22 protein-coding genes are annotated in these 26,470 nt (G+C 30.3%); 14 read left to right on the top strand and 8 right to left on the bottom strand.

What is annotated here, in order from left to right:
• Nucleotides 1-1,131, top strand: coding sequence for a DNA polymerase III subunit beta (gene dnaN / locus ACXAHM_RS17190; RefSeq protein ID WP_474962240.1), 1,131 nt, complete (start codon nucleotides 1-3; stop codon nucleotides 1,129-1,131).
• 73 nt (nucleotides 1,132-1,204) lie between these two features.
• On the opposite strand, the gene mtaB is transcribed toward dnaN, so the two are convergent.
• A complete protein-coding gene (mtaB, locus tag ACXAHM_RS17195) occupies nucleotides 1,205-2,524 on the bottom strand; it encodes a tRNA (N(6)-L-threonylcarbamoyladenosine(37)-C(2))-methylthiotransferase MtaB (RefSeq protein ID WP_474962297.1) in 1,320 nt (439 codons plus the stop codon).
• 222 nt (nucleotides 2,525-2,746) lie between these two features.
• Here mtaB and ACXAHM_RS17200 point away from each other — a divergent pair, with 222 nt between their 5' ends.
• Nucleotides 2,747-4,582: a M61 family metallopeptidase gene (locus ACXAHM_RS17200; protein ID WP_474962243.1), complete on the top strand. Its 1,836-nt coding sequence runs from the start codon at nucleotides 2,747-2,749 to the stop codon at nucleotides 4,580-4,582.
• Nucleotides 4,564-5,418, top strand: coding sequence for an exonuclease domain-containing protein (locus tag ACXAHM_RS17205; protein ID WP_474962245.1), 855 nt, complete (start codon nucleotides 4,564-4,566; stop codon nucleotides 5,416-5,418). Before ACXAHM_RS17200 ends, ACXAHM_RS17205 begins: the two co-directional genes overlap by 19 nt.
• 38 nt (nucleotides 5,419-5,456) lie before the next feature.
• On the opposite strand, the gene ACXAHM_RS17210 is transcribed toward ACXAHM_RS17205, so the two are convergent.
• Both ACXAHM_RS17210 and ACXAHM_RS17215 read right to left on the bottom strand, forming a co-directional pair.
• A complete protein-coding gene (locus ACXAHM_RS17210; protein WP_474962249.1) occupies nucleotides 5,457-6,128 on the bottom strand; it encodes a DNA alkylation repair protein in 672 nt (223 codons plus the stop codon).
• A gap of 312 nt (nucleotides 6,129-6,440) precedes the next feature.
• Entirely contained in the window at nucleotides 6,441-6,968 is a 528-nt protein-coding gene (locus tag ACXAHM_RS17215) for a DUF4442 domain-containing protein (RefSeq protein WP_474962253.1), read from the bottom strand.
• 210 nt (nucleotides 6,969-7,178) lie between these two features.
• Between ACXAHM_RS17215 and ACXAHM_RS17220 the strand changes: the two genes are divergently transcribed.
• The 3 genes from ACXAHM_RS17220 to ACXAHM_RS17230 all read left to right on the top strand — a co-directional run bounded on the left by ACXAHM_RS17220 (nucleotide 7,179) and on the right by ACXAHM_RS17230 (nucleotide 9,474).
• Nucleotides 7,179-7,385 carry a hypothetical protein gene (locus ACXAHM_RS17220; protein WP_474962255.1) on the top strand — a complete coding sequence of 69 codons (207 nt, stop codon included), beginning with the start codon at nucleotides 7,179-7,181 and terminating at the stop codon, nucleotides 7,383-7,385.
• A gap of 110 nt (nucleotides 7,386-7,495) precedes the next feature.
• Entirely contained in the window at nucleotides 7,496-8,791 is a 1,296-nt protein-coding gene (locus ACXAHM_RS17225; protein ID WP_474962258.1) for a lysophospholipid acyltransferase family protein, read from the top strand.
• Nucleotides 8,792-8,880: 89 nt separating this feature from the next.
• Nucleotides 8,881-9,474: a hypothetical protein gene (locus ACXAHM_RS17230; protein ID WP_474962261.1), complete on the top strand. Its 594-nt coding sequence runs from the start codon at nucleotides 8,881-8,883 to the stop codon at nucleotides 9,472-9,474.
• 41 nt (nucleotides 9,475-9,515) lie between these two features.
• Here ACXAHM_RS17230 and ACXAHM_RS17235 read toward each other — a convergent pair whose 3' ends face one another.
• Entirely contained in the window at nucleotides 9,516-10,406 is an 891-nt protein-coding gene (locus ACXAHM_RS17235; RefSeq protein ID WP_474962263.1) for a 3-hydroxyacyl-CoA dehydrogenase family protein, read from the bottom strand.
• A gap of 231 nt (nucleotides 10,407-10,637) precedes the next feature.
• On the opposite strand from ACXAHM_RS17235, the gene ACXAHM_RS17240 reads away from it, so the two are divergent.
• The 7 genes from ACXAHM_RS17240 (at nucleotide 10,638) to ACXAHM_RS17270 (ending at nucleotide 20,886) form a co-directional block, all read left to right on the top strand.
• Nucleotides 10,638-12,149 (top strand): hypothetical protein, encoded by a 1,512-nt coding sequence (locus ACXAHM_RS17240; RefSeq protein ID WP_474962265.1) that lies wholly within the window; start codon nucleotides 10,638-10,640, stop codon nucleotides 12,147-12,149.
• A 106-nt stretch (nucleotides 12,150-12,255) separates the two neighbouring features.
• Complete coding sequence (locus ACXAHM_RS17245) at nucleotides 12,256-14,379, top strand: OmpA family protein (protein WP_474962267.1); 2,124 nt, start codon at nucleotides 12,256-12,258, stop codon at nucleotides 14,377-14,379.
• Nucleotides 14,380-14,394: 15 nt separating this feature from the next.
• Nucleotides 14,395-16,731 (top strand): hypothetical protein, encoded by a 2,337-nt coding sequence (locus ACXAHM_RS17250; protein ID WP_474962270.1) that lies wholly within the window; start codon nucleotides 14,395-14,397, stop codon nucleotides 16,729-16,731.
• A gap of 6 nt (nucleotides 16,732-16,737) precedes the next feature.
• Nucleotides 16,738-18,975: a caspase family protein gene (locus ACXAHM_RS17255; protein ID WP_474962272.1), complete on the top strand. Its 2,238-nt coding sequence runs from the start codon at nucleotides 16,738-16,740 to the stop codon at nucleotides 18,973-18,975.
• Nucleotides 18,976-19,163: 188 nt separating this feature from the next.
• The gene (locus tag ACXAHM_RS17260; RefSeq protein WP_474962274.1) at nucleotides 19,164-19,523 is read left to right on the top strand and encodes a hypothetical protein; all 360 of its coding nucleotides are present in this window, start codon (nucleotides 19,164-19,166) and stop codon (nucleotides 19,521-19,523) included.
• Nucleotides 19,524-19,527: 4 nt separating this feature from the next.
• The gene (locus ACXAHM_RS17265; RefSeq protein WP_474962276.1) at nucleotides 19,528-19,863 is read left to right on the top strand and encodes a heavy-metal-associated domain-containing protein; all 336 of its coding nucleotides are present in this window, start codon (nucleotides 19,528-19,530) and stop codon (nucleotides 19,861-19,863) included.
• Nucleotides 19,864-19,941: 78 nt separating this feature from the next.
• Nucleotides 19,942-20,886, top strand: coding sequence for a helix-turn-helix domain-containing protein (locus ACXAHM_RS17270; protein ID WP_474962278.1), 945 nt, complete (start codon nucleotides 19,942-19,944; stop codon nucleotides 20,884-20,886).
• Between the two features lie 37 nt (nucleotides 20,887-20,923).
• Here the strand turns inward: ACXAHM_RS17270 and ACXAHM_RS17275 are convergent, their stop codons facing one another.
• A complete protein-coding gene (locus ACXAHM_RS17275) occupies nucleotides 20,924-22,084 on the bottom strand; it encodes a MalY/PatB family protein (RefSeq protein ID WP_474962281.1) in 1,161 nt (386 codons plus the stop codon).
• 266 nt (nucleotides 22,085-22,350) lie between these two features.
• Between ACXAHM_RS17275 and ACXAHM_RS17280 the strand changes: the two genes are divergently transcribed.
• Nucleotides 22,351-23,028 (top strand): hypothetical protein, encoded by a 678-nt coding sequence (locus ACXAHM_RS17280; protein ID WP_474962283.1) that lies wholly within the window; start codon nucleotides 22,351-22,353, stop codon nucleotides 23,026-23,028.
• Here the strand turns inward: ACXAHM_RS17280 and ACXAHM_RS17285 are convergent.
• The 3 genes from ACXAHM_RS17285 to ACXAHM_RS17295 all read right to left on the bottom strand — a co-directional run bounded on the left by ACXAHM_RS17285 (nucleotide 23,025) and on the right by ACXAHM_RS17295 (nucleotide 25,975).
• Entirely contained in the window at nucleotides 23,025-23,744 is a 720-nt protein-coding gene (locus tag ACXAHM_RS17285) for a class I SAM-dependent DNA methyltransferase (RefSeq protein ID WP_474962285.1), read from the bottom strand. The genes ACXAHM_RS17280 and ACXAHM_RS17285 overlap by 4 nt on opposite strands.
• Nucleotides 23,737-24,582: an NADAR family protein gene (locus ACXAHM_RS17290; RefSeq protein WP_474962288.1), complete on the bottom strand. Its 846-nt coding sequence runs from the start codon at nucleotides 24,580-24,582 to the stop codon at nucleotides 23,737-23,739. The genes ACXAHM_RS17285 and ACXAHM_RS17290 overlap by 8 nt, the downstream gene beginning before the upstream one ends.
• A gap of 112 nt (nucleotides 24,583-24,694) precedes the next feature.
• Complete coding sequence (locus ACXAHM_RS17295; protein WP_474962291.1) at nucleotides 24,695-25,975, bottom strand: hypothetical protein; 1,281 nt, start codon at nucleotides 25,973-25,975, stop codon at nucleotides 24,695-24,697.
• Nucleotides 25,976-26,470 lie beyond the last annotated feature (495 nt).

Raw genomic sequence — 26,470 nt, forward strand, 5'->3', positions numbered from 1 at the left:
ATGAAATTTATTGCATCAACATCGACTATTCTGAAGCAAATTCAGATGTTGAACGGTGTTATTCCAAACAATCCTTCAATGCCAATCCTTGAAAATTTCTTATTTGAAATTCAAGGCGGCACATTAAGAATTACTGCTTCTGATATGCAGACAACGATCATTTCAGAGGTAAGTGTTGAAGCTAATTCTGATGGTAATGTAGCTATCCCTGCGAAAATGCTTACGGATACATTAAAGAACTTACCTGAACAGCCAGTAACATTCACTATTGATTTTGAAACATATACTATCGAAATCAGCTCGGATAATGGTCGTTACAAATTAGCGGGTGAAAATGCTGAGGATTATCCTACAAACCCTGATCTTCAAATGTCAAATACATTATCAATGACAAGTGAAGTATTAGGTGACGCAATTGGATATACATTATTTGCGACAAGTAATGATGACATGAAGCCAAATATGAATGGTGTATTCTTCAATTTATCTGAAGAACATTCTGACTTTGTAGCTACTGACTCTCATAGACTTGTTAGATATAGAAGAACTGATATTGCGGTAAATGGCTCAATGTCCCCTATTATCATGGGTAAAAAAGCTTTAACGCAGTTGAAAAACATCTTACCTTCTGAATCTACTGATGTAACTTTAGAATTTAATGAGCAATATGCCGTTTTTGCTTTTGGTAGCATGAAATTAATTGCACGTTTAATCGATGAGCGTTTCCCTGATTATGAAAACGTTATACCGTTAAATAATTCTAACCACATTACATTAGATCGTCAAGCTTTATTAGGTTGTTTAAAACGTATTGTTATTTATGCAAACAAAACAACTAACCAAGTGAGATTTAAGATTCAAGATAATGAATTATTTGTTTCTGCAGAAGATCTTGATTTCTCAAATGAAGCAAAAGAACGTTTATTCTGTGAGCACGATGGTGAAGATTTAGAAATTGGTTTTAATGCTAAATTCTTAATTGAAATCTTAAACAACATTCCATCAGATAGAATTACTTTACAATTATCTGAACCAGGAATGGCTGGCTTAATTGTTCCAGAAGATCAAGTTGAAAACGAAAATATTTTAATGTTAGTAATGCCAATTATGTTGCATAATTTCTCTTACTAGAAAATAAATATTAGAGATAAAAAAATCCCTCAACCTTTTAAAGATTGAGGGATTTTTTATTTTAAGAAACAAATTAATGTTTCTCATATATCACTTCTGGTTCTTTAATTTCAACGATAGTTTCATCATTTACTTTTACCAGTTCAACTTCTTTTAATTCGTTGACTAAGGCTGGATCATACTTCGCTTCTACTCTAACATAATTTTCTGTAAAACCGAACATTTTCCCACCTTCTATATCATGCTCAAATAAAACAGTTCTTGTTGTTCCAAGTTGGGATTCATAGAATGCTCTTTTCTTTTTATCTGAAAGTATACGAAGCATTTTAGATCTTTTTGCTCTTTCTTGTTTTGGCACAACACCATCCATATGAACAGCATCAGTATTTGGTCTTTCCGAATAAGTAAACACGTGTAAGTATGCAACATCTAGCTCATTCAAGAAATTATAAGTATCTAAGAAATCTTCTTCCGTTTCTCCAGGGAAACCTATGATAACATCTACACCAATACAAGCATCTGGCATCAAACGTTTAATTTCAGTAATTCTAGACTTATAAAGATCCGTCCTATATCTTCTTCTCATTAATTCCAACATCTTATCAGAACCTGATTGTAATGGAATATGGAAGTGAGGGACAAATTTATCTGACTCAGTACAGAAAGCAATAATTTCTTCATCTAAAAGGTTTGGTTCAATAGATGAAATACGGAACCTTTCGATTCCTTCCACTTTATCCAATTCTTTTAAAAGATCAATTAATCGTTCTTGTCTTTTACCATCAATAATACCAAAATCACCAATATTTACACCTGTCAATACTACTTCTTTTGTATCCGTTGCAGCAATCTCCTTTGCATTCTGGATAATATCAGCAATGGTTGCACTTCTTGATTTACCTCTAGCTAAAGGAATTGTACAGAATGAACATTTATAATTACATCCGTCTTGTACTTTTAAGAAAGTTCTTGTTCTGTCATTCATAGAATAGCCAGATACAAATTCTTTCGTTTCTTTAATTTCTTTCGCTAAAACTTTCGGTGTCTCTTCTTTTACAAAACCATCTAAAAGATCTAACAGCCTGAACTTTTCTGCTGCACCTAAAACGGCATCAACGCCTTCCAATTCAGAAATTTCTTTTGGTTTTAATTGTGCATAACAACCAATGATTGCTACATATGAATTTGGAGCAATTTTTTTTGCTTCACGCACAATCTTCTGACACTTTTTATCTGCGTTATCAGTAACAGAACAAGTGTTGATTATATAAATATCCGGTGTATCGGAAAATTCTACTTTTTTATATCCTCTTTCTTCAAACTGTCTACCAATTGTAGATGTTTCAGAAAAATTAAGCTTGCAACCAAGCGTATAGAATGCAACTTTTCTCATCATTATCAGACGGTTACTCTTCTTTGTTCATAAAAGGAGTACAAAAATACGGAGAATGTTATTGAATAGAAAATATATAGGCGAACGTATGTTAATTCAAATTAAAATAATTCAAATACAAGATATTAACAACAACTTTTACAATTGTAAAGAATACTTCTACCAATTAACCAAAAGAGTTTATTAACTTTATCTTCCTAATTGTTCTACAATGTAACTTTAATGAAGAATTTTCTACTCATATTTACCTATATTTTGATTTCAATATCTTCAATAAACGCACAACAAAAAGCGTTTATGTATGATTATTACATTGATCTTAATAAAGTTGATAATGATCAGATTACTGTAGAATTAACATTAGAAACACCCCCAAATACTCCCCTTTTTCAATTCCCTGCAATTGTTCCTGGAACGTATAAAGTTTATGATTTCGGAAGATTTATTTCAGCATTAAAAGTTTACGATAGTTTAGACCAAGAACTAGCAGTGGAACAAGTAAACACTAATCAATGGAGTATAAATGAATTCAAAAGAATAAAAAAAATAAAATATAAAGTTGATGACACTTGGGACACAAAACTTCCTATCAAAGTATTTGAACCTGCTGGAACAAACATTGATAAGGATAACGTGTTTGTTATTAACAACCATGGCTTTTTTGGTTATTTCAAAGGACTTGAAACAGAAAGATTTGAAATAGAAATTAAGAAGCCTGAACACCTATTTGGAGGTACTTCCCTTCCGAAAAAAGCACTTAATGACAGTATAGATCAATACAAAGCTGATAGCTATCATAGATTAGTTGACAACCCAATTATTTATGCTGAAGCCGATACAACAACCTTGCATATTGGAGCATCTGAAGTATTTGTAAGTTTATATTCACCCAATAATAAACTTAATGCCGAACAAGTGGGTGAAAAATTAAAAGAGGTTTTAGAAGCTCAAAAGACATTTTTAAAAGATCATTTACCAACCGATCACTATACTTTCCTGATTTACCTAACAGATAAAGCAGGTATTTCTGGTGCAATGGGTGCATTAGAACATTGGAACTGTTCATTTTACTTTTTACCAGAAGAAAGTCCAAAATTTATCTTACCTGTAATTCAAGAAATTGCAGCACATGAATTTTTCCATATTATCACACCTTTAAGTATCCATTCTAATGAAATTGCAAAATTTGATTATTTAGAACCAAAAATGTCAAAACATTTATGGCTTTACGAAGGTGTTACAGAATATTTCGCTGGACTTGCACTAGTACAAAATAATTTGGTATCAGAAGAGGTTTATCTGGAATCATTACTCGATAAAATTGTAACTGCAAATACAACTTATGATGACGAGCTTGCATTTACAGAATTAAGTGAATTATGTCTATCTAAATATGGGAATCAGTATGGTAATGTATATCAAAAAGGTGCTATTATCGCTATGGGTTTAGATTTACTATTACTTCAACAGACTGAAGGTTCTTACAACCTTAGAGATTTAATGTTAGATTTAAGTGATCGTTTTGGATCGGAAAAAGCATTTCAAGATGAGCAACTTTTCGACATTATTGCTGATGTTTCAAAAGTACCTCAAACAAAAGTATATCTATCAAAATATGTAGATTCCTCAAATAACTTTCCTTACTCAACAATATTTAGTAAAGTTGGAATTGAATATCAGAAAGAAAAAATAACCAAAACTTCTACCTTTGGTAATGTTGGAATTTCAGTAAATGAACAAGATGAAATTTTTATTGATGACATTTCTGATATGGACAATTTTGGAAAGAAAATAGGTTATCACAATGGTGATGTTCTTCTAAAAATGAATGATAATGATATTACATTAGAAAATATAAGTGACTTAATGAGTGAATTTGTAAATAATCCACAAAATCATTCAAAATTGAAACTTCTTGTTCGTAGAAATGGAAAATTAATTAAATTGAAGTCTAAAACACAGATCATTAAAGAAAAGGAAATAAATGTGTTTCACAAGATGAAAAACCCTTCAATAGATCAAGAGTTATTGTATAAGCAATGGCTTCGGACAAATTAGATAACAACAAAAAGAAATATAAGCACAGGATGAATTTAAACTTACGTAACCCTTTAGTCGTTTTTGATTTAGAAACTACTGGTACTAATGTAACTAAAGATAGAATTATTGAGATTTCGATGGTTAAAGCTGATGTTAATGGCAATAGAACTATCAAAACTCATCGCGTAAATCCAGAATGTCATATTCCATCTTCATCGAGTAAAATACACGGTATTTATGATGAAGATATTCAAGATAAACCTACATTCAGGCAAATTGCTAAAGAAATAGCTGCTTTTATGAAAGGCTGTGATATTGGTGGCTACAATGTTTTAAGGTTTGATTTACCAGTATTGACTGAAGAATTTTTAAGAGCTGGAATTGAATTTGACTTTAGCAATCGTAAAATTGTAGATGCACAGAAGATTTTCTTCTTAATGGAACCTAGAACTTTAGGAGCTGCTTTGAAATTCTATTGCGGAAGAGAGCTTGAAGATGCCCACTCTGCAGAAGCTGACACAATTGCTACTTTAGATGTAATTGATGCTCAAGTCAAACATTATGAAGGTGTAACCATTAAAGATAAAAATGGTAAACCTTATGAACCTGTAAAAAATGACATGAATTCTCTTCATGACCTAACTGCTAGTAATCTTGTTGATTTTGCAGGAAGAATGGTGTTGAATAATGAAGGCGATGCAATTTTTAATTTCGGAAAATATAAAGGTAAATCTGTAGTAGAAACATTAAAAAAAGATCCACACTATTATGATTGGATTATTAACAATGATTTTGCTTTAGACACAAAAAATAAATTGACTCAACTTAGATTGAAAAGTCAATTTTCTAAATAAACCATTAAGAAGCACAAGTGAAATCTTGTGCTTTTTTATTATTCTATTAATCTTAATGCTTCTTTTCTACTCAGGTTACTTAAATCATATTTGTTTGTTATTACAATAACCCATTGAGCATCTGTCTTACTATATTCTCTTAATACCCAACCTATTGCTTTGTTTATAAAAAACTCCTTTGAACCTATTAATTGAACAATAAGATTCTCTAACAACTCTTTATTTAATTGATCTTTATATTTTAATTGAAAAAGCAGGCAAGATCTCTGTAGCCATATGTTATTACTACGCATCCATTCTTTTATTGTCTTATCAATGTTTTGAGGGAACTCCTTAAAATATGCCCCTAAAACTTTATAAGCTAAAAAATCAACGGAATCCCACCAAGACTTGTGTGTAATTAGATTTTCAATAAATTTTAAATCATTGATTTCAAGTTTTTTTAAGTACTTGTTCAAAAGATCTAAACAAAACATCTGATAATCTCTTTCTGTAAGATTCCATAATTTTGGGATAATTTCAAAAGCTTCATTTTTGGATGGAAGGTGATTTCTATCTAAAAAAGGTTTTTGAACTTCTCTCCTCTTAGGTGATTTCATACCAAAGTATTCAAATTGCCCTCTCATGTAAGCTTTTTGCTGACTGGCGATTTCTAAATCACTATTTCTCTTAAATTCTTCCTGTAATGAATTGATATAATCCTGTATCAAAATGATATTAAATTTAATTTTAAGTAGATAAACATCAAAAATAGGAAATATAATGTTATAGAATGTTAAATTTTAATCTTAATTGTAAAAACTACGTTTATAACTTGCGTATTAATTACACTTTTACAATATTTGTATTACCGATAAACAACATAGTAATAACACACAATGCAAATCGAGATTAAGTTTACCTTGATCTTGATGTTTGAAACACACAATCGCACACACAACACTAGAAAAAGCAGATCAAAAATGGTCTGCTTTTTTTTTGTATAAAAAAACCTACTGAATTCAGTAGGCTCTCTAAAATATTTATTTGTTCTTTCTCTTTTTGAATGACCATGTAAAATGAAATGTGGAAACAACAGTACCGTCTGCCATTTTACCAACTGTTTCCATTTTCACTACCTGTCCCTCTCCAGTTTCATATGCTCTTTCTATTGCAGCTTTAACCATAGGTCCATCATTACAAGTAAAAGTTACTTTATCTGTTGCTTTCTTATGAAACTGTGCATCCATATCAACTATAATAAAGGCTATCGTTCTCAAATGTTCATTTAAGTGAAGCATTCCTAAAGATGCAGTAGACAATTCTGCCGCCATACTTTGTGCAGCAAAATAGGTGGATTTAAAAGGGTTTTTATTTAAAAACTTATAAGGTAATGTGGATGTGCATTTATTTCCATCTAAGAAAGTCAATTTCATTCCAGCGATAAATCCTAAAGGGACTTGCGTAAGTGTAAATAGATTAAACTTCCAGGGACTCATCATTTTTTTTACAAATGATTTTTGCTTTTCAGTTAATTGAATCACTTCATGTTGTAATTCCTCTGTATTCATTTTGTATTGGTTAAGTGTGTTATTTTTAAGGTAATAATGAATGAATTGTTTCACAATATAATCATTAAACGAAACTTTATGAAACTTAATAAGATTAAATACATCAGCAATTCTAGATCGTATTGATTTTTGTTAAGAATAATAACCTAACTTTTTTTCTGATTGACGTTGTGAACACTAAGCTCATTTTATTATTATATTAAAACTATTATGACTCCATTTATTACCTTATATTTAGTTATCGCCAACGTAGCAATCATCATCAAATGTTATAAAATGTTCTTAGGTAAGATGCAAGTAGGTAATGCAATCTTAACTTTAGGACTTATCATTGTAGGATTAATTTCTTTAGACGCATATTTCTATGCACAAGTTACTGAAGGATATGGTTCAACATTATTGTCTATTATAAATTAAAAAAGACATAAATGAATGGTTATTTCTGCAATGAGGGTTTATTTATTAAAATAAATCCTTTAATTTTGTTTATATATTCCAAAAAAATAGGATAAACACACTTTTTTAGGATGACCACTCAACAAACAAAATTACACAATATTAAAGCAGATAATATTGAACATAGCTCCAAAAACGACATGGATAGTAAGAAAAACACTAAAAGTGAACATTTAGTGCTTCCTTCTTCACCGAAGGAAATAAAAGATAACGCACATATTTTAGATGACTATTTTGATGTGGGTTATGCTTACAGTATCACTAAACTCTTACTTAAACATATCAATGAAGGATATTTCAGATTAAAATTTGTTGGGTTCGATACTATTCCAGAGAGGAATAATCCAGATCGCCCACTCATTTTTGCAAGTAATCATTCTGGTATGGCTTTTCCATGGGATGCTATTAGTTTTGTTTCAGGAATTTTCGAAAGAAATAATTTCGAAATAAAAAATAGTGTGAGAGCGATCACAGCTCCTGCCCTTTCGAGAAGTCAATTTATGAATCCTTTCCTAATCAAAAACTTTTGGAAAAAATTAGGTGCTATTGATGCTACATGGTTGAACTATGAAACTGCCATGCATTATAATGAATCCAATATATTGGTTTATCCAGAAGGTGTTCCTGGCATTGGTAAAGGTTTTAATAATAAATATACCTTACAAAGACTTGCGACTTCAACTTTAAGGATGAGTATCAAATACAAAACTGATATTATTCCATTCGCAACGGTAAACGGAGAATTTATCAATCCATTTAGCTATAGTGTTTCCCTATTAAATGATTTTGTTCAAAAATTAGGTATTCCATTTTTACCGATTGGAGTAATGACCACTCTAATTCCAATACAACCTTGGTTATTTTATTTTGCATTTCCTGCCAATCTTACTTTCGTTAGAGGAAAGAGGATTAAGCCATATGAGATGGTTGGCAATAGAAATATTGAGGATATTTCCGAAGAGAAAATTTTAGAACTTAGTGAGGTTATTCATGATCAAATGCAATTAGAATTAGAGAAAGCTGTAAAGTTATATGGTAAAAAGCCATACAATTTCATCGACTTGATTGAAAAAAGCATTAAAAATATGGGCCGATCTTTTAAGTTCTTCCCGGCACTTTGGCCAGTTATTTTTAATAAACATAAAGGTGACTTTGAAAAAACCAAAGCTTTAATAGCTGAAAAAAATAATGGTATTTATCCAAAGAATAGCAACTTACAATTATCTCAAATACAACCAATTGTTGACAAACAAGGAGAGTTAGATGTCTCCATGGATACTGTAGTTGATACTTTAATGGATAACCCGAGCATCGTATTATTTTATACTCCTCTTGCAGGTTTATTACATTTATTCTCTTCCAAATAAAAAAGAACTTGAGAAAAAACAGCATTTGAAAATATGATTTCAGGTGCTGTTTTTGTTTATTTAATGTTCAGAATTGTAAAAATAAAATAATGAACAAAAAGACACTTCAAATAATTATCGGCTTAATAGCATTTATTGCAATTGGCGCAGGGGCTTACTTTTATTTACAACAGGATGCTCCAGAGATGACATTTATTAAAATTAAAAGAGCAATAGATAATAAAGATCTTGAATCCTTCAACGAGTGTGTGGATACGGATCAAGTAATTAGCAGTGTTATTGATCAATATATAGATTATACTACGAAGAAAAATAATGGTCAATTAGACATTGCTACTGGATTAATAGCTATGATGAAACCTTCTATACAGGCAGCTGTAAAGCAAGAGGTAGAAACAAATATAAAAGAAGGTAAAATTGAAATACCTAAGGATGTCAGTATTAGTTCTGAGGTATTAGGGCTTTTGACATTAGCGAATGGAGATGGTGCGAATTTTAAAGGAACAAAGGAGAAAACGATTACAGATACTCAAGCAGAAATTGTATTTGTAATTCAGTTAGATGGTGCTACATCAGAAAATGAAGTTCCCGTTAAATTCAGAAAAACTGATCAAGGTTGGCAGATTTACGATGTTTTAGAATTAGGTCCTTTAGTAGAAACCTACGTATCTACTCAACAATAAAATAAAAGGCGATTATCATTAACGATAATCGCCTTTCTTATTTACTTAAATCTTTTACTTACAACTAAAGATTTATTATTTCCTTCCTGCCAATCGTAAAAACCTTCACCGGACTTTACACCCAGAATTCCAGCTTCTACCATATTTACTAAAAGTGGAGATGGTGCGTATTTATCACTTCCTAACCCCTCTTGAAGCACTCTCATAATAGAAAGACAAACATCTAAACCAATAAAATCTGCCAATTGAAGTGGTCCCATAGGATGTGCCATTCCTAATTTCATAATTGTATCAATTTCTAATACTCCAGCTACACCATTTTGTAATGATATAATAGCCTCATTAATCATTGGCATTAAAATTCTATTGGCGACAAAACCAGCATAATCATTCGCTGGAACAGGCACCTTTTGAATGTTTTTAGACAATTCAATAACCTTTTCAGTCACTTCCTTATCTGTTAAATACCCGTTGATTACTTCTACAAGTTTCATCATAGGTACAGGATTCATAAAATGCATTCCTATTACCTTTCCTGGTCTTTTTGTAACCGCTCCTATCTTTGTGATAGAAATAGAAGAAGTATTTGATGCTAAGATCGCCGTAGGTTTAGTAAACTTATCTAAATCTTCAAAGATCTTAAGTTTTATATCGACATTTTCAGTTGCTGCTTCTACTACCAAATCTGCATCTTTTACTCCCTGTTCCAAAGAAGTAAAAGTCGTTAGGTTATTTAAAGTATTCGCTTTGACGTCTTCAGTAATCTTTTCTTTTTTGATTAATCTATCTAAATTTTTTGAGATAGTTTGAACAGCTTTCTCAAGTGCTGTTTCTGAGATATCCACTAAGGATACTTGATATCCATTTTGAGCAAATACATGAGCAATCCCATTACCCATTGTACCTGATCCAATAACAGAAATTTTTTCCATTATGTACTGTGTTGTTTATTGTGTTTATTAAAATTATTTATTACTCGCAAGGAAAATAAAACATCTTAGATTTACTAATAAATAAAGAATATAACGTTTTAAATTATTATATAAAAAAGTGTTTTTTTATATTTGCTTTAAGATTTTTTTACTATTCATAACTTCAACTTACATTCTATTTATATTATGCAAGATTTTAAGCCCACTTTTTTAGTTACTTTTCTAATTTTTATGAGTGTGTATCTGTACTCTTTTTCTCCTGTAAAAAAAGGAGAGCCTGATTGGGTTAAAAGAGAATATAGAGATTCTTATTTCCCTAAGACTGAATTTCTCAGCAGCTTAACTGTTGCAGAAAATGTAACTGTTGAAACAAAAGCTGAATCATTAGAGAACTTAAAACAACTTGCAAAAAAAGAAATTGCAGAAAGCGTTTCTGTAAAAATTGAAAGTATGAGTAAGTTGGACATTGGTTCATCATCGGGTGCTTCATATGAAAATTTTAAGCAGAATAGTACTTCTTTTTCTAATGTGAGTTTAAGCGGAATTATTCTAGAAGATTATTATGATGAAAATAAACAAATCCTATATGTTTTTGCTAGAGTTAATATTGCTGATTTATTAAAAAACAACCGAGAAAAAGTTACTACATATTTAGAAAAAATCAGGAGTTCAAAAGAACAAGCGGAAAACAATATTAATACTGGAAATAATCAATTAGCAAAAAAATCTTTAAGACGTATTTTACCTACTTTCAGAGAAATTGAAGAATTATACTCTGTATCAATAACATTAGGTGATAATGTAGGATTAAATTACAAAGAATATTTACAGTTGGAAACTGATGTTCAGAATTTAATGACGCAATTAAATAATAAAGATCTTGCTTCTATGAGAGAATTATCTCAAGAGATTGCTTCGATCTTATCTGATCAAGTTGCGTTATCAAACCAAAGTTTAATCCTTGAGAATTTTACTTTTGAAGAAACCAAAATTGGTAGTAAGTTCTCTATCAAATTAAATCAACTATTAGAACTCTCTTTAAGTACTAATGGTAAATTTAAAATCACTAATAATAAAGAAGCAAATAGTAAATTTATAATTAAAGGTAATTATTGGGAAGAGGATGACTATTTAAATGTTATTTCTATCTTAAGAGAAAAAGAATCTGGTAACATTGTAGGTAGTTCAGAAACTAAAATAAAAATAGAAGCACTAAATGATGTTTCTTTCAAACCACAAAATTTACAACAAGTAAAACTTATTCAACAGCAGTTTGTCAATGATGTTGTTGAAAACAGTGGTCTTTCATTAGAAGTAGTTACAAATAAGGGAAATAATAGTCCTATCTACGCAATGGGTGATATTATGTCTTTATATGTAAAAGTAAATAGACCTTGTAAGGTTCGTTTCATCTATCATATGGCGGATGGTACTAAAGTTCTTTTATTAGACAATTACACAATAAACGCTGATCAAGTAAATAAAATGGTAAAGGTAAGCCAAGAGTTTGAATGTGCACCCCCATTTGGCGTTGAGACATTACAAGCTTTTGCAAAGACTGGAAATAAGTTTGAACCTTTAAATACTAGTGCACAACATGGTTTCGTATTCATTAATGATGATATTGAAACAATTAATGCAAAGAACAGAAAGGTAAATATCGAGAATAGTGAAATAGAAGGTGCTGATGAGGTTACTTTTGCAGAAAAAAGAGTTATCATCACAACATTACCTTCGAACTAAATAATAATGAAGTTTCTTTTTAAATTAATTGCAATGTTGGTATAATTACCACATAAAGCATTTTTTAGAAACTATTACTACAACATCTAAACTGTTTGTATCAAATATGACTGATTCTATACCAAACTATAGAACATTTAGTTTCCGTAATCTTGTATTATGGACATCAACTTTTCTTTTAGCATTATTAGTGTGCGATAATATTTATGCACAAAAGAAAAGAACACAGGTGAAGTTACCTGATAATGTAAGTTCTCCATTATATAGAGAATATGCTCCTTCATTAAATGCAGAAGGTAATGTATTAATTTTCCAAGCCAATAGAGGTGAAAATCGTCAATGGGGTATCTATGAAACTGTTACTGAAGATGAAGGAAAAACATGGTCTGACCCTGCTGGAGTAGACAGTGTAAATCATCACGGTACAGATCAGGATTTGATCGGAGGTCCATCCATTTCTTATGATGGTAATACATTATATTATTTTGCTCACTTTGATGAGGGTATTGGTGCAGAAGATATTTACTATTCCACAAGAATTGGTGATAAGTGGAGTGCTCCAATTAATATTGGTGCTCCTATCAATAGTGATGCACATGAAAGTTTTCCTTCTGTAACTGCAGATGGTCTACAAATGTATTTTATGAGAATGGATACCATTCCAAATGAATCTGGTTTAAGTTGTTTTGAAATTATGGTTTCTAATAAACAACCTGATGGTACTTGGGGTGAGCCAGAAGCTCTACCTGCTCCTATTAATATTGGTTGTGAAAAAGCACCACGAATTTTATCAGATGGTAGAACATTAATTTTCTCATCAATTAGAGCTGGAGGTAAAGGAGATTATGACTTATGGATGAGTAAATTAGGTTTCAATGGCGAATGGTCAGAACCTATCAATATGCATTTTGTAAACACTCCTACTGCAGATTTATATGCTTCTATTTCAGCTTCAGGTGAAGACCTTTATTTCTTAAACCGAGGTGAAGTTGATCCTAAAGTTTTAAAAAAATTTCCTGGAGAAAAAGGACAAGAAGATATTTTCACTGTAGAAATTACAGAAGAATTTAAGCAGTATAAGAACAAAACAATTCAAGGTAAAATTTTTAATAAAGATGACAAATCACCAGTTTTAGCCACTTTTACTGTAAGAGACAGGTCAACTACTGAGAAACTTTTTGAAATGCCTGTGGCTGAAGACGGTAAATTTGCTTTAGTATTAACAGAAGGCATTGATTATGAAATTCAAGTAAATGCTGAAGGATTTTCTACTAAAATATTCTCCGAAGATTTAACAACATTAGATCATTATAAACGAGAAATCAAAGATATCGGTTTATTCAATACAGCAAATTTAAATTTAGAGGTATTTGATGCAGATATCATGCATAAGGTTGAAGCTGATATCAAAGTCAAAAGTCTTACAACAAATGAATTCCTTGAAAATATCAATATTACAAAAAATGAAATGACCTATTTATTGGAGTTACCTTTAGGTGATAAATATGAAGTTCATATAGCTAAAGAAAACTTTAATAATCAATCATTTCAGTTTGATTTAAGTGAGTTCCTATTATATCAAACATTTGAAAAATCTGTTGAACTAGCACCTGTTAAAGTAGAAATGGAATTTAATATTGAAGATGCTGTTACTGCTGAAGGTATTGAGGCCATGATTATTTTACATAACACAGATACGGATGAAAGAATTGCTGTAGCTGCTGAAAGAGGTGAAGATGGTAAGTATAAAGTTGAAGTTCGTGATGGTGCCAACTATCAGGTAGAAGTAAGAAGTCCAAGAGGTTATTCATTCTTCTCTTCTAAACTTAAGGCAGGATCTAAGAAAAACTTTGATGTTGCTTTGACAGAATTAAAACCTAACACAAAGCTTCCTCTAAAAGATATTCTTTTTGAATCGAATTCATCTGAAATTATCGAAAGTAGTTACAGAGAATTAAAACGTTTGGTCAAATTGATGAAGGATAACCCTAATATTATTGTCGAATTAGCTGCGCATACTGATGATGTAGGTAGCGATAAATACAATATGAAGTTATCTGAAAGTAGAGCAAAAAGTGTTTCTATGTATGTAGTTCAGTTTGGTATTCCAAAATCTAGACTAGTACCGAAAGGATATGGTGAAACTCAACCAGCTGTTGAAAATGACACGGAAGAGAATAAGGCCAAGAATAGACGTGTAGAACTAATGGTACTATCTGTAAACAACTAAGAAGCGTATCTAATCATGACAAATACAAAAAAATATATAAAGTTTCTTTCCACGTTAATCTTATTTATAACGATTGGAAGTTATTCAAGTAATCTTCAAGCCCAAGAAAAAGTGGAAGAAGATGAAGCAACAATAATGGAGCGAAAAAAATATGAAGATCTAGATTATAAAAAGTTCTTCCCATTATTTAAACCAACATTTGATGCAAGAATTGAAGATGCTACTTTTCAAGATCTAAAAAAGATCATGAAGTACCAACCTTTAGAAGTTAACCCAGTTTATCAAATCAGTGATTATTATTTCCAAAGAATAAATGATTTTGATGTATTGAGAGAATACCAAGCAATTCATTCAACTTGTGATTCAGCATTACGGTATATTGAAATATTTGAAGCGAAACTTGATGAAAAAGAAGTCAAGAAAAAAGGTAAGAAGTATTACATGGAATTCTTAAATTATCCAGGTAATGACACACTTAACCTAGAAAAGGTAACACTTAATGAAATTACTGGTGAGCTTAAACGAAGAAAAAAAGTACTAGCTCGTCAAAAAATGGAAGTAGACAGTATCTACATGAATTTCAAAGCAAGTATTAATGAATACTTGATTGCCAATGAAATTTTTAGAGATGTTTGTGGAACATATCCTACTATCAAGGAACTTTATATTATGGCTGATTACGATACTCTTTTTGATAAAATGGCTCCGATGAAGGAACATTATTTCAAAAGTTTATTTTACTTTGATCGCTATAAAAAAGCATTAGAAGTACATCCAATGGAAGGTTATACAACAAATTACTCTGTACTTCCTATTGAAAATTATAGAATTCATGGATTAACAAGAACAAGTTTCTTGACGGATGATATTCGCTTATGGGATTATGCTGGATGGTATGATAATGTTTTAAAGTTCTATCAAGATGAAATCATCTCTATGCGTACAATGGTCAATAGTTATGATGATAAATTAGAAACTCTTGTAAGGGAAAAAGAATTAACTTCAACACCAAGTGAAGAAAGGTTTTATCTTGATCTTTATACAGTGGGTAAAATCAAAAAATATGATCCTAATGCATATCCGGTAAATATATACGAATATAAAGAACAAAAAATCAACCTTTTAAATCAGATTGCATATTCAAAAGTAATTAATTCAGGTCTAAAAGGTGATTTAAAATATATCCGTTCTCAAGCTGATGTTTGGACTGAAAGTATTAAAGCAATGGAGCGTATTGATAATATTCCAACAGATAAAAATAGTATTGGTTACAAAAAACACGCTAAATATTTTCAATTAAAGTACAATAATAACTTACCTGCTTATATTTCTACTGAGAAACGATTTCTCAATGAACAACAAGATAATGCAGAAGCACTATTAAAAAATATCATTGTAAATTACTTCTCCGCAACTTCTGCAGATTCTGCAAAATTTATTACATATGAAGAAGACTCTATCAGTTTAGAGCCAATTCATGAGAATAATGAATTTATTGTAAGAAGAATAAACACTTTACATGTAAGACCAGGTAAAGAAGATAATAAATACATTATTGGTACTATCAAAGATGAAAAAACGATTGATGTATTTGTAGCAAATTTAGATACAGCTCAAGAGTTTAGTTATGTAACTAGATATGCTTTTGATCCAAAAGAATACCAAGGTTTGCCATCAATTGACATCCCTTCAATCAACCAGAAAGGCGGCAATCTGCATATTATGGTTACTGTTCAAGGGGTAAAAGTTGGTGAAAATACTGTTTCACTTAATAATAAGGTAATTATTGTAAAACAAAATACTGGTGAAATTTTGAGAGAAATGCCATTAGTTAGTAATAGGTATCCTAGAGTTTTTCAATACTTACAGGAGCAAAAGAGTTATTTGGTGGCCTTTAAAGGAGCTTCAAAAAATAACATTCAAAGTTATGACACTTTAAATATCCAAAACATTAAAGTAGATGGTGAAATTCTTTGGAATACTAACCTATTAATGCAAGGTATTGTCACTGAGATTATTCCTCTACCAGATCAGTTCTTAGTTGTCGCTAATATTAATAAATTATCTAATATTGACGAGACTAAAGTATTACAAGCATCTCAAGGAACATTTGGTGAATTTAATACTGGTATCTTAAAACTGGACGCATATGGCACTCCTGTAAATGGAACTGTATTAACTGCAAATCAAGCTTACCAATCCATTTTTGCCCTCACTGATTATGACAATACATTGAACTTAATTGGTGTTAAAGATTCTTTTGAATTGAATCAAGACTTTAATGAAAGTGACGTAATGTTAGTTACATTAAAAATTAATAATCTAAAAGTTGTTGAAAAGAATATTCAATAATATATAATGACTTACACTAAATTTAATCTGTTCTTTTGCCTTTTATTATGCACATTTTATGCAAATGCTCAAACAGTTGAACAAGTTTGGGAAAAACATATGGCAAGTGCTAGAGAGTGGTATGAAATTGATGAATTTCAGAATGCTCTTAATGATTATATTAAGGCAAAAGAGACTTTACCTACAGATTCTGTAGCCTACTTAGAAGGAGCATTAGCCGCAGCTTATGCTAACAATAACGAATCTTTTGAACAATTAAAAGAAGAGTTTACTTCCGTGTTCAAATACACTTCTCCTAGTTTCAATGAATTCAGTGAAATTATGTTCCAAGCCTCATTAAGTGGTGAAGGAAGTATTACTGAAGATAAATTAAAAGAAGCAATCCGATTGTATCCTAATAATGCTGAAATATATGGTGGGCCTCTCCTATCTATGTATTTTGAGCAAAACAGGATTGAGGATGCAATGAAACTTCTTGAAGAATTAATTCCGATTACGGATAATCCTGACTTTCCTTACACTTTGGGGGTTATTCATCAACAAAACAATAACATTGATGAAGCCTTAAAAATGTATGAACAAGCTTTAGTGCATAATCCTGAACATTTAGATGCTAATTATAATATTGGTACTATTTATTATAATCAAGCTGTTGGAGATATCAATCATTTAAATGAGTTGACACTAACTGAATTTGAAACTCAAAGTACTGAACTTAATCAAGCTGCCATAGATTTATTAAAAAAGGCTAAACCTTTTATTGATAAAGCAGCATCTGGCGATAAACATGCAACTGATGCTTTTGAGTTTCTTCAAACAACTTTGGTTTTAATTGATCACTTACAAAATATGAATGAAACAATGGCTTTGGCTAAAACAAAAGACAATAGTATTGTTTCTTTTGGTGAAGGTCAAAATACAAACGTTTCAGCTAGAGAAGTTAACTTACCAAGTACCTCTACTCCTACAACTTCAACTGTTCCAGTAACAACTCCAATAGCAGTTGCCCCCGAAATTAAAGTTGAAAAACAAGAAAATAAAAAAGAAGAGGCTCCTCAAGAGGTTGTAAAAAAAGAAGAGCCGAAAGAATTTCTTCCAGCAGAGTTAATTATGTCTGACCTTCAATTTGTTTATGATGGTGGTGTAACTACATTATCTAAAGGAGGATCTGGAAAAATTAAATTAAGAGTAGATAATTTTGGAGATGGCACTTCATATTCTCCAACTGTTAAGTTGCTCGCTTCCATGTCTGTTCCTGGGCTTAATTTTGATAGAGCGGTACAACTACAAAATATTGAACCTGGTGAAGGTATCGATGTTGAAATTGAAGTTAGTTATGCTAAACCAAATGCGGTATCTAGAGGTTTCAAAGCCATTAAAGCTCCTCAGAATAAATTCAGAGTAATGGTTCAGGATTCATTAAGAAATAGATCTGACATGCAAGAGTTTATGTTGAGTCTTGATCAATCTGATAGCGATGATGCAGGTGCAAGTACAATGGTTGCCAAAACAGTTCAACAAGGAAAAAACTACTTAGTGCTAATTGCTTGTAATGATTATAAAGAATGGACTCCTCTTGCAAATGCCGTCAATGATGCGAAGAATTTCAGAGATGTATTACTTGAATATTATAATTATGAACAAGAAAATGTCATTGAATTATATAATGAACAAGTAAATAAAGCAGAAATCAATAAACTTGTTAGAGATTTAGCTACTAAAGTTGGTGAAGAAGATAAAGTCCTTATCTATTATTCTGGTCATGGCTATTATGATGAATTTACAGAAGAAGGATATTGGGTACCTGTAAATGCTGCAATGACACAAGATGACATGTCTCAATACTTACCTAACGGAACAATCTTGAAGTATATCAAAGCATTAAAAACAAAGCATACTTTACTAATTTCTGATGCATGTTTCTCAGGGTCAATGTTTGCAAGTACGTCTAGAGGTATGATGTATGCAGATAGAGTTGAATCATTTAAATCTCGTTGGGGCTTATCTTCAGGTGGTTTAACAGAAGTATCAGATGGAAATGCAGGTGAACACAGTCCATTTAACTTATATCTAACAAAATATTTAGTTAATAATCCAAATGAGAAATTGACAATTTCAAGTTTATCACTTTATGTTAGACAATCTGTGATGAGTAATACAATGCAAGAACCTCAAGGGAAACCATTGAAAAATGTAGGGCATGAAGGTGGAGAATTTGTTTTCAACCTAAAAAACCCTCAATAAAAGTATTTTATTCTTTCCTTTAAAAAGCTCAGTAAATGTTTTTTCATTTACTGAGCTTTTTTATTTCCAACACATTATCAATCAATTACATGATGTGAGATTATTTTTTTTAAAATAAGAGTTTTTTTTCTGTGTCCTTTTATTCAATTCTTATACTTCAATAGTAGTATTTAATAAAAGTTTATCGGATGAAAACTATTGTAAATTCATTTACAGCAATATTTAGTGCATTATTAGCTTCTACATGTTGCGTTGGACCACTTCTTTCCATAGTTGGTTTATTAGGCGTATCTGCATCAACACTAACTTGGCTAATCACTATAAAGCCTTATTTAATTGGATTAAGTTTAGCTTTAACAAGTTACAATCTCTACCTCGCTTATTTCCCTAAACAATCTAAAGAATGTTGTTCTCTTCCAGAAGGGTATGAAGAATTGAAAACTGAAGAAAAGAAAGTCGTTTCATTTTTACAATCTAAGGCCTTTTTATGGGCTGTTACATTAGTAACACTTTTTACTCTTTTACTTCCATATATTATTAATGCATAACATCATGAAAAAAATCACATTTATTTTATTCGTATTATTTTCTACAATAATATCATCTTGTCAAACTGATTCTAAAGCAAATGATCAGGTTACAAATACAATTGAAGATAAAACGAAAATAACATATCATTTAAAAGGCTTTAAATCTAGTTGTTGCATTGGTATAGTCAAATATTCCTTAGATGAGGTTGATGGTGTATTGATGATCAGGCCCAACACCAACAAAGAAGAAATAACTGTGTGGTATGATGGTAATAAAGTAACGGATCAAAAAATTCAAGAAGCAATAAACCTAACACCTTATAAAGTATTATCTACTACGGAAGTGATAAAGATGTAACTAGAAAATGCTGTAATAAAAAATGGAATACATTTAAATGTATTCCATTTTTTGTATATTAATATAAACTATTTTCTTATGCACTTAAAATTTAATTCCGAAAAATTTGATAGTCATCTACTTCAATTTCAAAAAGTATTAGGTGGTGAAATAATAAATGACATTCATCTTATTATTGATAACGATAAAGCCAAAGGAGATGTATATGTCATTGAAAATAATGGCATACAATTTACAATTATTGATTTTCAGTTAAAAATTGATGTCGTATTAGAATTCCATTTTAATGAAACCTATGACTTTAATACCCAATTTTTCGGTAAGAATTTAATCTACGAATATGATAAACATAACCCTATTCAGTTTTCTATTCCTTATGGTTTTTTCGTTTTTAAAGAAAATGATAAAATCTACTTAGACTTTAATAAAGGGGATCAAGTTCAACAAGCAAGTATTTATTTCTCTAAAGATCAGATCTCAAAAGAAATAAATACAAATATCGCTAAACTCACATCATTTTTATATCATGAAGGGGAAGAACATTTACGCAATTGGAAAAGATCGGTCTTTAATTACCAACATGTTCATGAAGAATTTTTAAAAGATTGGCTAACGGCAAAATCAGTTGAATTATTTATTTATTTTAAGGATATTCTATACCAAATTAATGACAATGAAAAGCCTAAGATTAATCTTGATTATGAAGTTGAAATTGTATTTAAGGTAAAAGATAATATTTTAGAAAACTTAAAGAAAAAGCCTAACATAGCAGACCTATCTTCTTTACATGGAATAAATATTACGAAATTAGAAAACATCTTTAAAATGATGTTTGACAATACCATTTATCAATTTTATAAAGACGCTCGAATAAATGCTATCAAAAAAGAAATTGAGTTTTCTGATAAAACTTTCACTGAATTAGCTTATGATTATGGATATACTGATGTAAACCACTTCTCAAAACATTTTAAAAAAGAATTTGGCATGACTCCTACTCAGTTCAAAAAGCTAAAAAAATAACACCCTTTTTTTAGACAAAGGATGTTATTTATTTTGATTAAAGCTTTGATTCCATTTCTCTTAGTGCTTTAATAGCCTTTCTTACTTTTTCAGAAGAAGTAGCTATATTCATTCTTAAAAATCCTGCTCCTTCTCTTCCAAACCAGTGTCCAGAATTTAGGGCTAACTTAGTTTCTTCTACCACTGTATTTAGTAATGTTTTAGGGTTATCAAATAAATTATTAAAATCTAACCATATTAGGAAAGTGCCTTCAGGTTGAACTAGCTTGATTTTAGAACCTACAAGACCTTCATTGACGATATCTATATTTTTTTCAAGTTGAACTTTCAAATCATCCAACCATTCTTTTCCATGATTATAGGCCGCTTCTACCGCAACTGCAGTTATTGCATTAGGGCGTCCAAAATTCATTTTTTCAAATTGTTTAGATAGTTTTTCGTATGACTCCTCTAAATTGACAATTGTCATAGCATCAGAAATACTATTGATATTGAATGTTTTCGCCTCAGATGTTAGTACGAATGCATTCACCTTTTTGAGGTCAACAGTCAAAATAGAATTAAAAGTATTTTCGTATAATATTATGTCTTTATGTATTTCATCTGAGATCAGAATTAAATTATATTTCTCAGCAATTTCTACTACTTTATTTACTTCTTCTTTTGTCCAAACTCTACCAACTGGATTATGAGGGTTGGTGAAAATTAAGACTTTATTCTCATTCTTAGCAGCTAGTTCTTCTAGATTATCAAAATCTATCGTGTATTTACTTTCTTGATATTTTAATGGATTATTTACAATCTTCCGATCATGCTTTTTGATGATATGTTTAAAATCAAAAAACACTGGTGTTTGTAAAATTACACCCTGCCCTTCTTCTGTAAAAGTTTCTAATATAAGACCAATACTTGTAGGGATTGACGGACTATATAATATTTTATTTTCATCCAACAATATACCATACTGATTTTTATACCATAACTTTTGTGCTTCTTTAAAAGATTTAGAATGAAACTCGTATGCAAAACCAGAACCTTTTACACGTTCAATTATAGCATCTTGAATAAAAGTTGCTACTTGAAAATCCATATCTGCTACCCACATTGGAGTAAGATCATTCCTACCAAATAATTGTTGTAATAGATTTTGATCTGTTTTTATTAAAGGTAATTGTTCTAATTTTTGTTCAAGTTTCATAATATTCTATTTTTTTATTTTGTAGTGTATAGAATTGGGTAAAAGACACTTTATATAGTTCTATACTTCCATTGATTGACTTTTATTTATACTGTATAATTTATTCCTATCAAATACTTATTTTATAGTAAAATCAACATTTCTTGCATAATAAGCCTTTTTTCTATCAGATTGTGATTACAATTAAAGATATTCTAATCTTCTATTAACCAAAGAGTTAAAAACTACGTACTCAAAATATCACAATTATAAGATTCAAACTTAAGATGACTACTACATTTAATACAGAAGTTAAACGTATTATTAGTAATAATACTATTTCCCTTTTCTTGGGATTAATGCTATTTACTGAAATATATGCTTTTAAATTTTATTCTCATTTGCACAATTCATTGCCTAGTCACAACAATACAAGTTTTGAAGTATCAATTTTCAATACTAATTTAGCTTATGGGAAGATTATCTTAATTTTGCTTCTCTTTTTAAGTTTAATGGGTGTTTACTTAACTTCTTTATCAAATAAAGAAAAGGTTTACGATCGTAGTAAAAACTTTAATAAAGGTAAAAAACTTAGCGTTCTAATTGGTCAATTTGCTCCTCAATGGTTTTTAGGCATTGGAACTTTGAGCTCAGGGTTAGTAATTTGTAGGTATGTATTTCATTTAGAAATTTTCAACTATGAACATCTATATATACAATCCATTATATACTTTTCTTCTACTGTTTTGTTAAGTTATTTCACTTTAACTTCTAGAGAAAAAGATTATTACATCATTCTAATTCTATGGATTGTTTTTGGTTTATTTAGCTTGACTTTAATTCAGATGAAACCACATTTATTTGGTATATACTCAGATATAAATGGAAACCTTGATGTAACTTCTTTAATATTTAACCTTATCCTAACGTTAAGTATTTCATCATTCCAACTTAGTAATAACTAATTTTTAAGGAGCTTAAAAATCATTATTGGTGGTATTTTACTAAATAATTCATCTCCATCAAGCAAAGGTTCATCAATAAGATCAATGACAAAACCATTTTCTTTACTAATTTTTGAATAGTATGAAATTGGCCTGTGAAAATAAAATTGCTTTTCTGGTTGATGTTCAATAGCTACTCCCATAGACATTGAATTTAATGCATAGTTAGAAATAGAAATACTACTTTCATTGAATTTTACAAATTCAGAATTAAAAGCTGGATGTTGAATAGAAAATACAAAAACATCTCCTCTTTTCATCTTTTCTGATAAAAATGAGAACAATGTTTCAATCTCAGGAACATCCATAAAAACCATATTAGCTACTGCCTTATTGAAATTAGCATTGATTTGATTTAAATCTTCTTTTTTAGTGATATCTAGCCTTTTGTAAGAAATTTCATCTATAAAAGATTTTGCATATTTGATATTTTCCTCACTAAAATCAAAGGCAGTTACTTTTACACCACTTTCATTTAATCTTCTAGAAAAGATGCCATTTCCACAGCCAATATCTAAAATATGATCTTTGGTCTGAAGGTCTAGTAATTGTAAAGTTGAAGGAGCTACGAGTTCTAGATGCCATCGATTTCCTTTTTCTCCCATAGTTTCATTCCAAACTTTAGCATTCTTATCCCAAATTTTGCGGTTTTTTTCGTTTATTTCTTTTTTATTCATTATAGTCAAGATTTGGTATTTCTCCTCCGATAATACTTATTGGAAAAGGAGGATTTACATTCAACATGGCAAAAGTGCCTTTCTTTTGAAGTAGTTCCAAACGGTAAAGGTCTCTTAATCTACTTAAAAGCTTCCCTCCTAAGTTGGTACCTCTTAACATTCCATTTCGTTCAATCTTTGTGCCCCATAGAAGGTCAGGATTTTTTTGATCAATCGCTATTTCTACAATAGGAGATTGCTTAACAGCTCCATTTTTCAAGAGTACTTTACCAAATTCTTTTCTGTTGTTGGCTAATTTCATCAACAATGAATACCACTTTGCATTAACTATTTCAGTCAAAGCTTCCCAATGTTTTTCTTTATAATTATCAAAAGGAAGATCTCTCATTTCCCATGATTTCATAATCCATGGAGATCTCCAGAACATACGCATATCTTCTTTTCGATCACCAATTCTTTTAGCACCTTCACCAGAAGTTTGGTCTAAAATTAAAAGTTGTTTATCAATAACATCATCTCCCTTTTCAGGGTCAAGTTTAATACACTGATAGAGATGTTCTGCTGTTCTGAAATGAGGGTATTTTGGCACTTTTATAGGAAAATTTAATGCCTCATTGGATAAGAGGTTAACCTCCTGCACAATTGAATGTAATTTTGTATTATTCTTTCTTACATAAATATTAAATCCATCATGAGATAATTTTCCTTGTTTTGAAAATTCAATAATTGACGCTAAATGATAAGGAAAAATTTCTTTTTGATCTAATAAAAAATCTTTGATGTGATAGGTACTTGTATAACACATCTCTTTTACTTCTGTGGAAGATAAATAATACATATATCCAATATTCTAGTGAACAACAAACTTAAAAGGATATACTTAATAATTCCACAAAAAAACCACTTTAAAAAATAAAGTGGCTTCAATTATATTCGTTGATAAACGGTATTTAAATTACATTTCCAATTTCTCCTTCTCCTTCGATTAAAGTTTCTGTAGATTCTTTACCTAAAGCTTCTACTTCACCTTCATTGAAATATTCATATATTTTTCCTGCCACTTTTAGCGTTGTAACTTTGTCTCCTTCTGTTTTAAGGCCTTCTTTAATAAATAACTTACGAATTGATCCTCCATCTAATACGCTTAGACCATCTGCTGCTAACTCAAATAACTTCCCTTTCACTAAAGTTCTTCCTGTTGAACCTTTGGTAGTAAGTTTCTTTTCAAGTCTTATCTCACCTACTGGTTTAGAAACTTGAATCCCAATGGCACCATCACCGTGTGTAATTATTTCGTTAAATATAGCCATTGAAATCGTACCTTCATATTGATTAAAACCTCTAGCTCCTAATCCAAAAGTTTCAATTTTGTTTTTAGCTTGAAATAATTCCACTGTACCGAAATTCACAAAACCGATACCACTAGGACCATAAGAAATAATTTCACCTTCAGCAATCCATTTATTTACAGTACCCCAATTGTCTAGTACCATTCCATTTACACCATATGTAACTATTTCCTTTCTGTTAATGATCGTATCTACTTCAACACCAGCCATTATGAAGCATCCTCCAGAAATTATGTCGTTTACTCCAAGAGCTAACATACCATTAGAATAGATTGCATCTGTATTAATTTTAGAAACTTTTACTTGTCCACCATTGTATCCAAATCCAGACACTTGTAAACCACTACCTAAAACTGGAGCTCCTTTTCTACCAATTGATATACCATCAATTTCAAGGTTAATAACACTATTATCATCAGTACAAAAGTTATAAACTGTAAAAGCACCTTGTACTACTTCAACGTTGAAATAATTCTGAGTTTCTTTTCTAACCCTCACATCCGCTGATATGATATCAATATTATGAACGAATAGATCTAATTTTTGGGTTGTTTCCCTTGTAATTAATTGAACTTGGCCGGTAATATTTAAATTTGAAAGCTCTAAGGTTCCTAAATTTTCAAGAATACTTGCTATATAAATAGCTCTATCTACAGGTGAAACTTGAATGGTCAGATTTTTTAAAGTATTATTTCTTGTCAATCCAATACCATCACCATCTCCAAAGAATAATCCCGATTGTTCGTTGTTTATTCCTTCAATAGAAACTCCTTCTGATAAATGAATGCTTTGTGGAACATAAATGGTATCTGTAATTACTATATTTTGAATAATAGGAGATTCAAGTGCCTCCATTAATTCCGCATAGTTCTGTACTTTCATAATTGTTGAATGGTAATTAAAGTTTGTTTATTCAATTACGACCGTTTTATGAATCTTTTTTTCAGTTTATGACTTATATATTTTGATTTTTGTCTAATCAAGAAAAGGGCTTTCAAAGAAAGCCCACTTCAAATCATATGTAATAAATTTCTACCTAACTTTTTTATTCAAATTAAATTTTATGTGATGTGCTTATTGGTTAATTATATCTTTAATTACGATAAGACAAAGGTCTAAATTTTACATTTAATCCATTGGTATATTTTTCCTTTTTAATGGTAAAAAAGTGCATCTCAAGTTTTTCAGAAAACAAAAAAGGGACGTCAATGACATCCCTCCTTTCAACGGCACATATAAGTACCAACCTATTTTCAAACTTAAAACCTTATATTAATGATATTGTCTAGACAGTTGTTAAATGTGTTCTGTTTTTATCATTATCACATTACAAAGGTCAGCATTTCAAATAAATATCATTGGTAGAAAAAATATTTT

This window comes from Flammeovirga sp. AWQ4_249 (genome assembly GCF_056161045.1).

Coding starts and splice junctions, on each gene's coding strand:
- dnaN (WP_474962240.1), top strand. CDS start 1: ATGAAATTTATTGCATCAACATCGACTATTCTGAAGCAAATTCAGATG.
- mtaB (WP_474962297.1), bottom strand. CDS start 2,524: ATGAGAAAAGTTGCATTCTATACGCTTGGTTGCAAGCTTAATTTTTCT.
- ACXAHM_RS17200 (WP_474962243.1), top strand. CDS start 2,747: ATGAAGAATTTTCTACTCATATTTACCTATATTTTGATTTCAATATCT.
- ACXAHM_RS17205 (WP_474962245.1), top strand. CDS start 4,564: ATGGCTTCGGACAAATTAGATAACAACAAAAAGAAATATAAGCACAGG.
- ACXAHM_RS17215 (WP_474962253.1), bottom strand. CDS start 6,968: ATGAATACAGAGGAATTACAACATGAAGTGATTCAATTAACTGAAAAG.
- ACXAHM_RS17220 (WP_474962255.1), top strand. CDS start 7,179: ATGACTCCATTTATTACCTTATATTTAGTTATCGCCAACGTAGCAATC.
- ACXAHM_RS17225 (WP_474962258.1), top strand. CDS start 7,496: ATGACCACTCAACAAACAAAATTACACAATATTAAAGCAGATAATATT.
- ACXAHM_RS17230 (WP_474962261.1), top strand. CDS start 8,881: ATGAACAAAAAGACACTTCAAATAATTATCGGCTTAATAGCATTTATT.
- ACXAHM_RS17235 (WP_474962263.1), bottom strand. CDS start 10,406: ATGGAAAAAATTTCTGTTATTGGATCAGGTACAATGGGTAATGGGATT.
- ACXAHM_RS17240 (WP_474962265.1), top strand. CDS start 10,638: ATGAGTGTGTATCTGTACTCTTTTTCTCCTGTAAAAAAAGGAGAGCCT.
- ACXAHM_RS17245 (WP_474962267.1), top strand. CDS start 12,256: ATGACTGATTCTATACCAAACTATAGAACATTTAGTTTCCGTAATCTT.
- ACXAHM_RS17250 (WP_474962270.1), top strand. CDS start 14,395: ATGACAAATACAAAAAAATATATAAAGTTTCTTTCCACGTTAATCTTA.
- ACXAHM_RS17255 (WP_474962272.1), top strand. CDS start 16,738: ATGACTTACACTAAATTTAATCTGTTCTTTTGCCTTTTATTATGCACA.
- ACXAHM_RS17260 (WP_474962274.1), top strand. CDS start 19,164: ATGAAAACTATTGTAAATTCATTTACAGCAATATTTAGTGCATTATTA.
- ACXAHM_RS17265 (WP_474962276.1), top strand. CDS start 19,528: ATGAAAAAAATCACATTTATTTTATTCGTATTATTTTCTACAATAATA.
- ACXAHM_RS17270 (WP_474962278.1), top strand. CDS start 19,942: ATGCACTTAAAATTTAATTCCGAAAAATTTGATAGTCATCTACTTCAA.
- ACXAHM_RS17275 (WP_474962281.1), bottom strand. CDS start 22,084: ATGAAACTTGAACAAAAATTAGAACAATTACCTTTAATAAAAACAGAT.
- ACXAHM_RS17280 (WP_474962283.1), top strand. CDS start 22,351: ATGACTACTACATTTAATACAGAAGTTAAACGTATTATTAGTAATAAT.
- ACXAHM_RS17285 (WP_474962285.1), bottom strand. CDS start 23,744: ATGAATAAAAAAGAAATAAACGAAAAAAACCGCAAAATTTGGGATAAG.
- ACXAHM_RS17290 (WP_474962288.1), bottom strand. CDS start 24,582: ATGTATTATTTATCTTCCACAGAAGTAAAAGAGATGTGTTATACAAGT.
- ACXAHM_RS17295 (WP_474962291.1), bottom strand. CDS start 25,975: ATGAAAGTACAGAACTATGCGGAATTAATGGAGGCACTTGAATCTCCT.